Annotated in this window: 11 protein-coding genes; 9 read left to right on the top strand and 2 right to left on the bottom strand. The window is 69.1% G+C overall.

The window, feature by feature from the left end; all coding sequences use genetic code 11:
• Positions 1-13: 13 nt before the first annotated feature.
• Both C3V41_RS10725 and C3V41_RS10720 read right to left on the bottom strand, forming a co-directional pair.
• Entirely contained in the window at positions 14-463 is a 450-nt protein-coding gene (locus tag C3V41_RS10725) for a hypothetical protein (RefSeq protein WP_106110249.1), read from the bottom strand.
• 130 nt (positions 464-593) lie between these two features.
• Complete coding sequence (locus C3V41_RS10720; RefSeq protein WP_129591584.1) at positions 594-1,025, bottom strand: hypothetical protein; 432 nt, start codon at positions 1,023-1,025, stop codon at positions 594-596.
• A gap of 379 nt (positions 1,026-1,404) precedes the next feature.
• Between C3V41_RS10720 and C3V41_RS14280 the strand changes: the two genes are divergently transcribed.
• The 9 genes from C3V41_RS14280 to C3V41_RS10675 all read left to right on the top strand — a co-directional run bounded on the left by C3V41_RS14280 (position 1,405) and on the right by C3V41_RS10675 (position 13,504).
• Entirely contained in the window at positions 1,405-7,776 is a 6,372-nt protein-coding gene (locus C3V41_RS14280) for a DUF6531 domain-containing protein (RefSeq protein WP_106110247.1), read from the top strand.
• Positions 7,766-8,413, top strand: coding sequence for a hypothetical protein (locus tag C3V41_RS10710; RefSeq protein ID WP_106110246.1), 648 nt, complete (start codon positions 7,766-7,768; stop codon positions 8,411-8,413). Before C3V41_RS14280 ends, C3V41_RS10710 begins: the two co-directional genes overlap by 11 nt.
• Positions 8,414-8,415: 2 nt before the next feature.
• On the top strand, positions 8,416-8,826 hold the full coding sequence (locus tag C3V41_RS10705; RefSeq protein ID WP_106110245.1) for a hypothetical protein: 411 nt from the start codon (positions 8,416-8,418) through the stop codon (positions 8,824-8,826).
• Between the two features lie 63 nt (positions 8,827-8,889).
• Positions 8,890-9,261: a hypothetical protein gene (locus tag C3V41_RS10700; RefSeq protein ID WP_106110244.1), complete on the top strand. Its 372-nt coding sequence runs from the start codon at positions 8,890-8,892 to the stop codon at positions 9,259-9,261.
• Between the two features lie 281 nt (positions 9,262-9,542).
• Complete coding sequence (locus tag C3V41_RS10695) at positions 9,543-9,956, top strand: hypothetical protein (RefSeq protein WP_129591583.1); 414 nt, start codon at positions 9,543-9,545, stop codon at positions 9,954-9,956.
• Between the two features lie 47 nt (positions 9,957-10,003).
• Positions 10,004-10,441, top strand: coding sequence for a hypothetical protein (locus C3V41_RS12930; RefSeq protein WP_129591582.1), 438 nt, complete (start codon positions 10,004-10,006; stop codon positions 10,439-10,441).
• Between the two features lie 116 nt (positions 10,442-10,557).
• Positions 10,558-11,277, top strand: a complete 720-nt coding sequence (locus C3V41_RS10690; RefSeq protein ID WP_129591581.1) for a hypothetical protein — start codon at positions 10,558-10,560, stop codon at positions 11,275-11,277.
• Between the two features lie 439 nt (positions 11,278-11,716).
• Positions 11,717-12,397, top strand: a complete 681-nt coding sequence (locus tag C3V41_RS10685; protein WP_106110241.1) for a hypothetical protein — start codon at positions 11,717-11,719, stop codon at positions 12,395-12,397.
• A 288-nt stretch (positions 12,398-12,685) separates the two neighbouring features.
• Positions 12,686-13,504 (top strand): hypothetical protein, encoded by an 819-nt coding sequence (locus C3V41_RS10675; RefSeq protein WP_165271638.1) that lies wholly within the window; start codon positions 12,686-12,688, stop codon positions 13,502-13,504.
• Positions 13,505-13,620: the final 116 nt, after the last annotated feature.

Below are 13,620 nucleotides of genomic sequence, written 5' to 3'. Positions count from 1 at the left end.
CTCAACCCCGTAGTCACCACCCATCCCAGGATCCTCCCTCCTCCCTACCTGGTGTGCCGGGTGCGCTGCGGTGGAAGGGTTCCATGTGGTTGAGTGAGGCGTAGTGTGACAGTATCCTGGCCTCGTAGGCGGGGTTCCAGGTCCTGGTGAGTACTCCCTCTGGGGTGGTGGTGACCTCTATGCTGCACAGCCCACCAGTAAGGTGCCCGCGGACGTGGAGGTCGAGCACGTCCGCTAGCTGCATGCGCAGGCGCAGGGCGTTGTTGCCCCGGGCGGCCCACCTGGCCGGGAGGGGGTCGGGGGCGTCGGCCAGCTCCACAACCAGGCGGACGTCGTCAAAGTTGACGAAGCGGACACGCAGGCACACCGCCCCCTCCAGGGAGGCCGGGCGGCGGTTGAACACCTCGAACAGCCCCCGGCACCCCGAGAGGCCCGCGGCCCACCAGCCAGTCGGGATACCCACGTCAGATGACCTACCCATTATGTCCTCCCTAATTAAGGTCTCGTGCTCCTGCCCGTGTGCTCGGATTGGAGGGTGCGGTGGGCCCGACGTCGGGGCTGTCGTCCTGTCCGTCTGCTAGTCGGGCTGGTGTCTAGTAGGGGTTGTAGCCGTAGGCCTCGTAGTAGTCCAGTAGGCAGGTGCGGGCGCGTACGCGGATGCTGTGTCCCTGGCGGGCCAGGCGCAGCTCGACGTGGTCGTCGCCTAGGGCCCCCAGGTAGACCTCGTCGGGGCCAGCCCCGGCCCTGGTGGTGCCCGCTACCTCCACGTCCCCGTGGAGGGACAGGAACAGGCAGATCATGTCGCAGCCCGGTCTCCAGCAGGCGGGCGGGTTGACGGGAGTCTGGACAATACTCAGGCACACTTTCAGAGTGCCCGTGCTGTGGTAGATGATGAGCTCGTCGCCGATCAGGTTGGACGCGCACGGGCCCTGGGGCCCATACATCTCGTAGACGACTTCCCCGCCCTCTATGACCGCGTAGTCCACGTCACTAGCCGACGCCGTCGGGTCTGTTCCAGGTGACATTGCTCCAGTCTCCGAATCCGTAGTGGTCAAGGGTTCCCTCCACCTTGCCGTTATCAGTATGTCCTGTGCGGGGCGACGAGGAGCCCGACCACCGCCGGGTCGTACGCCCGCATCCCCAGCAGGCCGGCCACCACCAGGCCCCGGCAGCCAGCACACCCGCACCACCAGCACCAACTGGGCCAGCGGGGCCCCAGAACCACCCGGGCCAGCGGGCCTACCAGGACCGACGGGCAGCTACGACCACCCTTATTCTGCTGTGGGTGAACAGGTGTGGGCTGCCCCTGTTGGCGCTACAGGATGTGCGGTATGTTCCTGGTCACAGAACGGTTACGGCCGCGACCGGGCAGGGACATGATCAGGCAGGGAGGTGAGGCGGTCCGTGGAGGTCAATGACGCAAACCTTGACAACCTCAAGGGAATGCCTGACGTCGCCTACGACTTCAGTGTGGCGAACTCCCTGGCCGCGATGTTCCGTCTGGCAGCCCGTAACCTGCGGGACCAGCACCCTGAGCGGGCTAGTTACCGACTTAATGCCCGTAAGGACTTCAAGGGGCACTTCTCGGTGGTCTTTAGGACCAACGGGACCACTCAGCTGTCTGACCTGGACGAGATCGTACGTAACCTGGATCTGGTGGCCACGAAGGTCGAGGCCGTGACGGCCAAGGCCCGTGCGGAGAACGCACGGCGTCGGGCCGCGCGGGAGTGGGCCGAGCGGCGTGCAAAGCGCGGTTTCTGGGAGAGGACCTTGGACCGCGTAGGTGGAGGTGAGGAACCGCCCTACAAGGAGATCGCCGACGACGACGAGGGACCCTCGGAGTCGGTGACCGCGGGTGCACCCCAGGCACGTCAGACGCCCCAGCCGGGGAGCGTGGGGAACTCGAACGGGACGTCGTCGGCCAGACCCGGTGACCTGAAGGACTTCGCCACGAAGTCGCGGGCGGCCGACGAGGCGCTAAGGGCGGTCCCGGGGCAGCTCGAGGGCTACTGCCTGGACTTCGCCACCTCCTGCTCGTGGGCCACCCTGGACGCCTCGAGCGTGCTGTCAGGCTACCGGCAGTGGCTGCTGGCCAACGAAGAGGATGCCAAGTGGGCCCAGACCGTGGGACAGGCCTTTGAGGACGCGGGAGGCAGCGGTGAGGTGTCCGCCCTGCCGGACAGTGCCGTGGAGGCGGTCCTGGCCGGTGCGGGCGTGTCCAGCCAGCGTGCGGACATCGTGATCGACCCGCCCACGGCCTACGGGTCCCCGCCCACCACGGGCTACAGCGACGACCCGGTCAACACCAGTACGGGCGCCTTCCTGGAGGTCGAGGAGGATCTGGGCTTCGCCGGGGCGAGCGGGTCCCTGGCGTGGACGCGCTCCTACAGCTCGTTGAACCCGGTGGTGGGTGCCTTCGGGCGGGGCTGGTCCTCGTGGGCCGAGGTGGGCCTGGTCCTTACCGGGGACGCCGCCCGGCTGACGCTGCCCGACGGGCGCGTGGTGGTCTTCCCCCGCGCCGGGCAGGGCTGGGGGCGGGCCGAGGGCGAGAGCCTGTGGCTGGAGCGCGCCCCGGCCGGCCAGGACGGTGCCAGCCAGGACGGTGCTGACCAGGCTGACGGTCCCGGCGGGGCCCGCCCGGACAGTGCCCGCCCGGACGGTGATGAGGACGTCGCGCAGAGTGGGGGCTACGTGGTCTCCTCCTCGTGGGGCCTGCGGTGGCGCATTGACTCTGTGGGCCGGGTGGTGCACGCGGGCGCGGGGCCGGGGACGGGCGTGACCCTGTCCTGGGAGGGTGAGCGCCTGGTGCGCCTGACCCACGAGCGGGGCCGGTTCGTGGACCTGTCCTGGGAGGGCGGCCGCGTGGTGGGGGCCGTCTCCTCGGACGGGCGCCGCGTGGTCTACGACTACGACGAGGTTGGGCGCCTGGTGGGGGTGGTGCGCCCGGTGGGGTCACGGACCTACCGGTGGGACGAGGCGAGCCTGCTGGCCCAGGTCGTGGACGCTGACGGCGTGGTGGAGGTGACTAACACGTTCGACCAGACGGGGCGCGTGACCACGCAGCGCTCCCCGTTCGGGCGTACCACCCGCTACTCCTACCTGGCTGGCGGGGTGACGGCCACCAGCGACGAGGACGGTTCGAGGGGCAACACCTGGATCCACGACCGGCGCGGCCGCCTGGTGGGGGTCGTGGACGCCCAGGGGCGGCGCCAGTCCATGGGGTACGACCGGTGGGGCAACAAGGTCATGGTGCGTACCCGGGACGGGCAGGCCACGGCGTGCGTCTTCGACGATCGGGGCCGCATAGTCCTGCGTCGTCTGCCCTCGGGGGCGCGCCAGGCCTGGGAGTGGGACGAGCTCGACCGCCTGGTGTCCGCCACCGTCACCGGTGCCGACGACGGGGCCGGTGGGGCCGGGGTGGAGGCCGTGACCCGGTTCGTCTACGAGGGCCCGGCCCGGCAGCCCTGTCGTGTGGTGGATCCTGAGGGCGGGGTCACCCGACTGTTGTGGGGTCCGGGGGGCCTGCTGGCCCGGGTGGTGGATCCCACCGGGGTGGGTGTGGACTTCGCCTACGACGACTTCGGTGAGCTGGTGGCCGTCACCAACGCCGAGGGGGCCGTGGCGCGCCTGGAGCGTGACGCCGCAGGCCGGGTGGTGGCGGCCGTCACCCCTCTGGGGAACCGTACCGAGTACCGGTACGACCCGGACACGGGGCTGCTGGCCACCCGCACGGACCCCACGGGGGGCCGGTGGAGCTTTGAGTACACCGCCGCGGGGCGCATGTCGGCCCGGGTCGACCCCATGGGCGGGCGCACCACGGTGTCCTGGGGGCAGGACGGGCAGGTCGAGACGACGACCGACCCCCTGGGCCGGGTGGTGGGCCAGTGGTACGACGACCTGGGCAACCTGGCCGGCATGAGGCTGCCGGACGGCTCCACGTGGAAGCTGGGCTACGACGCCCTGTCCCACCTGACGCACGTCAAGGACGCCGCGGGCGGGCAGTGGTCGATCAGCTACGGGGCCGACGGCCTGGTGTCCGCCACCCAGGACCCCACGGGCGTGCGCCGCAACGTGGAGCGCGGCCCCCTGGGCGAGGTCGTGGCCGTGCACGACGGGGGCGAGGACCTGGAGGCCCGCTGCGACCGCCTGGGGCGGGTCGTGGCCGTCACCGGGCCTGACGGCACCGAGCAGACGGTGCGCTACGACCGGTGCGGGCGCGTGGTTGAGGCCGTGGACGCCACCGGCGCGGTCACCCGCTACGAGCGTGACGCCGCTGGCCGGGCGGTAGCGGTCACCCAGCCTACGGGGGGCGTCTACCGCTACGAGTACGACCGGTGCGGCCGGTGGTCGGCGACCGTGTCCACCGGCGGGGACCGCTACGAGATCCTCTACGACGCCGACTCGCGCTTGGTCGGCGAGATCTGGCCCGACGGCGGCCGGGTGTCCACCCGCTTTGACGCCGCGGGGCGGATTGTGGAGCGGCGTACCCCGGGGCGTGGGGTGGTGCGTTTCAGCTACGACAAGTGCGGGCGCATCACCACCATCCAGGACCCCTGGCACGGGACGCGGCGTCTGCGCTACGACGCGGCCGGCCAGCTGGTGGCGGCCGTGGACGGTGCGGGCGGGGTGACCCGCTACGAGTACGACGCCCTGTCCTACCAGGTGGCGGTGACAGACCCGGCCGGCAACAGGACCACCCGCTCCTGGGACGCCATGGGGCGCCTGGTAGCGGACACCGACCCGCTGGGACGCACCACCTCCTGGTCCTGGGACGCCTCCGGGCGCCCGGTACGCCGGGCAGAGGCCACGGGCCGGGTGCTGGAGTGGGCCTACAACACGGCCGGACGCCTGGAGGAGGTCCGGGCTGACGGGGACCTGCTGGCCCGTCTCAGGCGGGATCCTGCGGCCCGGACCATGAGCGCGGACGGGCCCGGCGGGTCGGTGTCCTGGACGTGGGACGCCTGTGGGCGTCTGGTCTCGCGTCTGCGTGACGGGGTGGGGGTGTCCTACACCTATGACGTGGCGGGGCGGCGTACTGGTATGCGCAGGCCTGACGGGGTGGTGACCAGGTACTCCTATGACGCCAACAACCGTCTGGCCGTCCTGGAGCAGGAGGGTCTGGGGCGGGTGGACGTGGAGCGTGACCCGGTGGGGCGCGTGGTGGGTGTGCGCGGCCCGGGTCTGGAGGCCCGCTGGCGGTGGGAGGACGGGTTCGTGGTGGGCCACCGGGTGGACCGCCACGGCCTGGTCCAGGAGACGGGCGTGGAGCGTGACGCGGGTGGGCGCGTGGTGGCCGAGGTGCGTGACGGGGCGCGTACGGACTACGACTACGACGCGGCGGGGCGTCTGGTGGGGGCCGTCACGAGTGAGGGGACGGCCTGCTCCTGGGCCTGGGACGCGGCGGGGCGTCTGGTGCGCAGGGTCGAGGACGGGGCGTCCACAGTCTACGACTACGACGCGGCGGGCCAGCTGGTGACCGCCCGTGTGGGGGGTGCGGTCACCACCTACTCCTATGACGCGGCGGGGCGGCGTACCCGTCAGGCGGGTCCGGGCGGGGAACGGCGCCTGTCCTGGGGGCCCAGGGGTGAGCTGGCCTCGGTCACGGACGTGGTGCGCCGGGGTGACCGCCTGTGGGCGCGTCGTCAGGAGCTGGTCACCGATCCCGGCGGGGAGACGGCCCGTGTGGGGGGCGTGGACGTGTTCTGGGACAGCGCCGCCGTGCTGCCGGCCCTGGCCCAGGTAGGTACCAGGGTGGTCACCGACGCCCTGACCGCGACGGCCCTGACCGGCGGGGAGGAGGGGACGGCCTGGCTGGTGCCCGACACCGACGGGCCCACCGCCCTGGCGGGGCAGTGGGCCACCGCCGGTACCGGTGGCGCCACCGGCCCGGCTGGCCCGGCCGTCCCCACCGGTGCCGGTGGGCCCGCGGCACCTACCGGTGCCGGTGGTGCTGGTGGTCCCGCTGCTGGTGCTGGTGGTGCCGGTGGTCCCGGGCCAGCCGGTGCTGGTGCTGGTGGCGTGTGGGGGCTGGGCGGTGTGGTGGGCGTGGCCGGGCCCGCCCCCTGGGTCCCCGCCGGCGTCGGTGCCGGTGGTCCTGGCCCCGCCGGTCCGGGTGGTGCTGGGCCGGGTGGTGCCGGCGCGCCTGGCCCGGCTGGCCCGGCCGGTCCGGGTGGTGCTGGTCCTGGTGGTGTGGGTGTGTCGGCCTCGGGGGGCCTGGTGGTGGCCGGCCTGGGTCTGCTGGGGGCGCGGGCGTACGACCCGGTGGTGGCCGGGTTCCTGTCGCCTGACCCCCTGGGGGCCCCGGCCGGGGTGGGGTGGGCCGGGGCGCGGTACTCCTACGCGGGAGGGGACCCGGTGGGGGCGGGTGACCCCACGGGCCTGTCCCCGGTCAGCGAGGCCGACCTGAGGGCCTACCAGCAGGCCAGCCATGGTGCCCTGGGCGCCGCCCTGGGGGCGGCCGGCTCCTGGCTGGCCGGCAACTGGGAGTACCTGGCCGCCGGGGCTCTGGTGGTGGCCGGGGTGGCGGTGATGTGCACCGGCGTGGGCGGGCCGGTGGGGGCGGCCGTGATCAGCGGGGCCCTGACCAGCGCGGGCATGTCGGCCGGGACCCAGAAGATGACCACGGGGCGGGTGGACTGGGGCCAGGTCGCCGTGGACGGGGCCATCGGGGCGGCCTCGTCCCTGGCCGGGGGCGGGGCCGTGGCCGCGGTGGACCGCGCCACGCGGGGCATGCGCTCCTGCCTGGGACGCAACCTGCTCTCCGGGGCCGCCGAGGGCGCCGCCGAGAACGGGGTGAGCAGCGGCCTGGAGTACCTGACCAGCGGCGAGCCCGTCACGGTCGGGGGCCTGGCCCGCGCCGTGGGCGGGGGCGCCCTCGACGGCGCCCTGGACGGGGCCAGCAGCGCGGCCCTGGAGAAGGCCACCGGCACCGCCCGCTACGGGTGCTTCACCCCCACCACCCCCGTGCTCATGGCCGACGGCACCACCAGGCCCATCAAGGACGTGCGCCCCGGGGACCGGGTGGCCTCCCGCGACCCCGCCACCGGCCGCCTGGTGGCCGCCACCGTGGACCGCACCCACACCCACGCGCGCGTGCCCACCATACGCCTGACCACCACCAGCGGCACCGTCACCACCACCGCCACCCACCCCGTCCACGTGGCCGGACGCGGCTACGTCCCCGCCGGCCACCTCAGGGCCGGCGACACCCTCACCACCCCCGACCACGCCCCCGTCCACGTCGTCTCCGTCCAGGCCACCGGACACACCACCACCGTCCACAACCTCACCATACGCCACACCCACAACTACCACGTCCACACCACCACCAAACAAGCAATACTCGTACACAACACAACACCCGCAGGCGGATGCGGGCCAGACGAGGATGAACTGCGTGACGCAGCCCGGCAACTACGGGATGAGTATGCCGCATCTTTTTCATCTAATAGCCGGCCTGCCACAGTTGTTGCAGCCTACGTTCCTGGTCATGGGGTAGAGGACATCAGAGTAGGAAGGAGCGGAAGTCGAGAAGAACTTGGACCGACAAAAAACGGCGAGCCAAAGTTTGGATGCGCAGAGGACGACGCTTACTACAGATTAAAAGAGGATGTCGATCCCGATTTGACCAGGAAAGATATTAGGTTTGTCGAACCTGTTAGACCAAGGACGGGAAAAGGGGTTGACCCCTGCGTAAGGTGTCAGACCAGATTTGACAAGTCGCAGTTCCCGCCGGGCGTCAAGGGTCAGAAAGGAGGTGCCTGGGGTGACGGGTGACAGTACTGACTGGTCCAACCTGCGTGCGCTGGGTGACCCCTGCGACCTGCCGTCGGCAATTGACGAGATGATGGGGGCGGAGGATGACGACGACGCTGATAGCGCGTACTGGAGGATAGAGGGGAACGCGTTCTTCCAGCGCGAGCTGTACCAGGCGGCGGAACCCACCGCCCTGGTCGTGTCAGACAGGATCTGCGACGGGTGCTCGACGGTCCACGGCCTCAGGTGCGGGTTCGACCTGCTCGTCGAGATCGCCCACGGGTTCCCAGCGCAGTCAGAGCAGATGCTCGGGGACAACACGATTGACGAGCGCTGTACCAAGGTGATCTGCAACCACCTGCCCTGCTTCTACCGTGTCGCGGAGTCGTGCACCGACGAGAGGGTCCTGCAGGGAGTCGTGGACCTGTCCGTGAGGCTGGAGGTCGACGTCGCCAGGCGGCGCAGACTGCTCGAGACCGTCTCCGTGAGACCTCCTCGCAGCTCTTTCCTCATCTCCAGCGTGAACGACCTGAGAAGGTCGTTGTCAGGTAAGGACTGCTTCCTGAGCGCGGTGTCAGCCCACGTAAGAAGGAAGCAGATGGTGGCAGGTGCCGGGGCAGGCGAGGAGTCGTCTCGGACGCGAACGGGAGGCGCCTAGGGATGGATGCCTCGTGGCTGGCTGAGGTCCTCGGTGTCAGGTCTCCTGAGGACCTGTTCGACTCCGAGCGGGGACTGGTATACAAGGGCCTCCTGGGCGTGGACTTTAACTCCGTGCGAGCGGTACTAGGGATGAACCTCGAGTACTCTATAGGACCCGGATGCGGCAACGAGAGCGACACCCCGGCGAGGAGCTACAACGCCGTGACCGTCCGGCTTGAGTTCGCACAGGTGTCGGCGGTGGACTCACGTGTCACGCGGGACCGTGATCCGGACGCCTCTACAATAATTACGATGAGGACCCCGGTCACGGGGTCGGGGTACGAGATCCGCCTCGGTCAGAGCAGGCTCCAGCTGGTCGTCGTATGCGGGTCGGTCGCGGTCGTCGGCTGCTCGCCCCACTGGCTCGAGTGAGGCGCTGGCACGGGCCGCGCGCTGAGTATTCTTAAGGTAACAGATTCCTGGAGGAGGAGCACAATGCCCGGTACCCTGCCGCGCCTGAGTCCCACGAGCTTCACCCATACTCCCGCGACCTTGGACTACCTGATTCTTTCCACAGGGGCGGGGTTCACCCAGGTCGGTGTCTGGCTCGACCAGGGGCACGACTACTGGCTTCCTCGCGCCTGCGCGGAGCGCCTCGCAACAGACCGCGTACAGCTCGACGTCGACGACATAGAACAGCTTCACTGGTCCGGGACACCAAGACCGTTTGAGCCAGTACGCATAGAGCTGACCACCTCGCGCGACGGTGATCTCGTCAGGTTCGTCATGCGCGGCCAGTCCCTGTCACTGGACGTCGAGGCCCGCACGTGCACCATCACCAGGTCGCTGTACAACCGCACGGCGTAAAACTGCGGTCGGCCGCGAAGACCACGACACGCCCAGTGCCGGAGCCGACCGTGCGGTCGTAACAGCGAAGACCTGCTGAACCCACCCGGTACTGAAGTGTGGTGACCGGGTCCCTGTCGCCTGACCCCCCCTGGGGCGCCAGCCGGGGTGGGGAAAGGTACTCCTGGGCGGGGCAGGGGCCGCGCTTCAGCGTCCGGCCACCGCATGACCTGGATACTGGTATGGTGGAGGGGGTTCTTGGTATGGGTTCGGAGACTGGGGCAATGTCTGGGACAGGATTGATGGCGTCGGCTAGCGTGGACTATGCGGTCATAGAGGGTGGGGGTGTCGTCTACGAGATGTACGGGCCCCAGGGGCCGTGCGCGTCCAACCTGATTGGCAACATGATCGACGTGGACCACACCACGGGAACAGTCGGGGCGCGCCTGAGTATTATCCAGGTCCCCGTCAACCCGCCCGCCCGCTGGCGGCCGGGCTGCGGCATGATCGACCTCTTCCTGTCCCTCCGCGGGGACGTGGAGGTCACAGGCACCACCGAGACCGGGACCGGGACGGGCCCCGACGGGATCCACCTGGGAGGTACGGGCGACGACCACGTCCAGCTGCGCCTGGCCCGCCAGGGGCACAGTATCCGCGTACGCGCCCGCACCTGCCTACTGGACCACTACGAGGCCTACGGCTACAACCCCTACTAGACGGCCCGGCTAGCGCCCGGACCGGAGCATTCATTAAGGAGGACATAATGGGTAGGTCATCTGACGCGGGTATCCCGGGTGACTGGTGGGCCGCGGGCCTCTCGCGGTGCCGGGGCCTGTTCGAGGTGTTCAACCGCCGCCCCGCCTCCCTGGGGGGAGCGCTGTGCCTACGCACCTGCTTCTCCCACATCCCCGAGAGCATCCACCTGATAGTGGAGCTGGCCGACGCCCCCAACCCCCTCCCTGCCAGGTGGGCCGCCCGAGGCAACAACGCCCTACGCCTACGCATACAGGTATCGAACCTACTCGACCTCCACGCGCACGGACACCCCAACAGACCGTGCAGCATAGAGATCACCACCACCCCAGAAGGACTACTCACCAGGACCTGGAACCCCACCTACGAGGCCAGAATACTGACACAGTACGGCCTGCTCAGCCACATGAAGCCCTTCCACCGACGCACACCCGGCACACCAGCTTGAGACCACTGACGACACCGTCCTGAACGTGTCCAGGCACGACAGCCAGCTAGTAACGCAGAATCCCGCAGTCAGCGTGCGGCATCCTGTAGAATCCGTCGGGGAAGGGGTGATTAGCTGTGGACAGGCCTGAGGACGTAGGCCTGGGTCCGGTGGAGTGGGGGACGGTGGTGGCGCACTGGCCGTACGGGCTGGACGTGTTCCTGGACTCCTCGGGTGAGGTAGGCACGGTCGAGAGGGCGTGGGTCAACGACAGCACTATACGGACTAATGAGGAGTACTGGCCGGACGTGGGGGACCGTATCCGGGTGCGTCGTATGGAGGTGCGCCCCAGCGGGGAGCTGCGCCTGACAGCCCAGCAGGCGGCTATCGACTGGTCACCCAAGGAGGTGGTCCGCAGACGCAAGACGGGGTGGCCCTCAGGCCTGAGACTGGCCGAGTGGGGCGTGATCACCGCCGTACACGAGCGGGGCTTTGACGTGCTCCTCCTGGCCTCGGGTGAGACCGGCACGGTCATGTGGTCCCTGGTCGAGGCCGACCGGAAGGTGTTCAAAATCGACTTCCACCCCGTTGTGGGGCAGCCCATCCGGGTCTGCCGCCTGGGGGTATGGCCAGACGGCACCCTACGGCTCAGCCACCGCGCCTGCTTCGTAAGAGGGGGCGACCCACCCAACCGCACCGACTACGACCCACCACCAGGACCACCACCCCCACCCCCACCACCAGGCATGGCCATCGGGACAGACATACCACTAGACGACCCCAGACTCCTCCCCCACTGGGCCAGAAAGAGACAACAAGAAGAACAACAGGAACAGCAGGAACAGAACAAGACCTGAACTCGCCACCGCCTGCCCCCAGGGACAGGGCTGACGCCACGTAGAAATACCATAAGAATCGGCCTCACTCCCCCTGCTCCCAGGGGCAGGACACTCGCGATAGTAGCCAGGCGAGTACGCAGGCAGGAGCACGAGCCCTTTAAGGAGAACCGCAATGAGCAGATCCTCTGATGTGAACGTCCCGACTGGCTGGTGGGCCGCGGAACTGCACTGGAACCGGGGTCTGTTCGAGGTGTTCAACCGCATGGAGGCCTTCTGCCGACACGTACCCACGCCCGGCACGCCAGCCTGAGACCACTGACGACGCTGTCCTGCAGAAGCGGAATAACGGGCGCGGCAGGCGTTCCCTGCCGGTAACGCGGCGTTCCCGCGGTCGGTGTGTGGCGTCCTGTAGGGTCTGTTGGGGAAGGAGTGAGTGGTTGTGGGTAGGGTTGAGGACATGGGTCTGGGTCCGGTGGAGTGGGGGGTGGTGGTGGCGCACCGTCCGTACGGCCTGAATGTGCGTCTGGAGGCCTCGGGCGAGGTCGGCATGCTGGACAGGATGCAGAGTCACGACAGTTACATGCGTCGTAACCCGGAGTACTGGCCGGATGTGGGGGACCGTATCCGGGTGCGTCGTATGGAGGCGCGTCCTGGTGGGGAGCTGCGCCTGGTCTCCTTCCAGACCGCGCTCAACGGCTGGTCCGAGCCCGAGGAGGTGGTCCGCAGGCACATGTACGAGTGGCCTGCCGGCCTGAGCGACACGGAGCACGGCGTGATCACGGCCCTGCACGACCGAGGCTTCGACGTCCGCCTCCTGGCCTCAGGAGAGACCGGCACGGTCATGTGGTCCCTGGTCGAGGCCGACCGCATGTTCTTCTCCACCGACTTCCACCCCAGTGTGGGGCAGCCCATCCGGGTCCGCCGCCTGGGGGTCTGGCCAGACGGAACCCTGCGACTCAGCCACCGCAAAACCTTCCTGGACATACCCCTGGACCAAGTCAGGAAGTTCATGGCAGAAGGAATGCGTCACGGCTACCGGCCCAGGAAGGGCGTCCCGGGCAGGACCGTCACCCTCAGGCCACCCCCCAACCAGACAGGCACAGGAAACAAGACACACCCACCCACGACCCCAGAATAGGCGACGCCGACTTATTAGCGACCCACCTCGCTGAGGTCGTAAGGCCGAGACGGGCACGGAACAGGACCCGAGGAAGACTGAATCCACACAGGGACACAGAACGAGTGCAGCCCCAGTTCCCGGAAGAACCGGGAAGGCGCTGCATGCTGCATCTCCAGTCGAATCCTTAGCGGCGAAGAGCTATTATGGTGGTGGAATCGGTTTCCGTACAGGGAGGGTGTCATGGGTGAGGATGCTACGTGGGCTGACGTGTACGCGCGCTGGCTGGGTTCTCTGCCGCCTCTGCGGGTGAGCAGGATTGAGAGTATAGCTGGTTGTTTTATCTGGATGGGGGGCGAGAACTGGAACTTCTCACCGGAGACCCTGGTCCGGGTGCTGGACGGGGACGGGAGGGTGGTGCTGGGTACCACGGACCTGTGGGACCCGGGGCGCTACCGGGGGGTGCTCGGTCGCCTGGTCGGCCTGGACGTGGTGGGGGTGACCTGCTACGACGCCACCCCGGAGGGTGACCTCAGGGTGGAGCTGTCGGACGGCACGGTGATCGAGGCCCTCGACACCTTCTTCGTCGACGCCTGGATCCTCAGTATCAACGGCAGGGAGGGCCCGGACGCACCACCCGGCTTCAAGGTGCCCGAGGGCGTCGTCCGCCTGGGCTCCTCACGCCGGTCCTGGAGGCCCCTGGCCCAGGTCCCGCGGGAGGGGGCGACCATTACCGGTATCCGTGACTCCCTGCCCAGGGCGGCCTTCTGGCAGGGACGCACCGCCCCCCAGGGGGCGGTGGAGGACGACGACGACACCGCGTACGGCCCCTGCACGGAGGTGGTCGCCGGATCCCGGTCCCTGCGGACCATAGCCCCCTGGAGGCTGCTGGACCAGGACAACGAGCCCGTCACCTCCTCCGACCTGGAGGACAGCAGCGCCATAGGCAGGCTGACGGGCACCAGTCCCCTGCGGTTCGAGACCACCGGCGCCCAGGACACCGACATCAGGATCACCCTCAGCAACGGGTGGACCCTCGAGGTGTTCACCGACGGCCTCTACTCCACCTGGCACCTCACCCTCCCCACCACGCACCACCAGGGACTACCCCACACAGCACACCAGTAACCCCAGTGGCCACGATCTGGCAGGCCCGGGCGGCCCGACCACCCCACACGCCCCGGTAACCCACCCACCCGGCAGGACACGCGCAGGAGACACAGGCACCACGACCACAGGAGACA

It is taken from the genome of Actinomyces sp. oral taxon 897, from assembly GCF_002999235.1.
Lineage (GTDB): Bacteria > Actinomycetota > Actinomycetes > Actinomycetales > Actinomycetaceae > Actinomyces.
Note: the sequence above shows the minus strand (reverse complement) of the source record. Positions and strands in the feature narration are given on the sequence as shown.

Coding starts and splice junctions, on each gene's coding strand:
- C3V41_RS10685 (WP_106110241.1), top strand. CDS start 11,717: ATGGGTCTGGGTCCGGTGGAGTGGGGGGTGGTGGTGGCGCACCGTCCG.
- C3V41_RS10700 (WP_106110244.1), top strand. CDS start 8,890: ATGCCCGGTACCCTGCCGCGCCTGAGTCCCACGAGCTTCACCCATACT.
- C3V41_RS10720 (WP_129591584.1), bottom strand. CDS start 1,025: ATGTCACCTGGAACAGACCCGACGGCGTCGGCTAGTGACGTGGACTAC.
- C3V41_RS10695 (WP_129591583.1), top strand. CDS start 9,543: ATGGCGTCGGCTAGCGTGGACTATGCGGTCATAGAGGGTGGGGGTGTC.
- C3V41_RS12930 (WP_129591582.1), top strand. CDS start 10,004: ATGGGTAGGTCATCTGACGCGGGTATCCCGGGTGACTGGTGGGCCGCG.
- C3V41_RS10705 (WP_106110245.1), top strand. CDS start 8,416: ATGGATGCCTCGTGGCTGGCTGAGGTCCTCGGTGTCAGGTCTCCTGAG.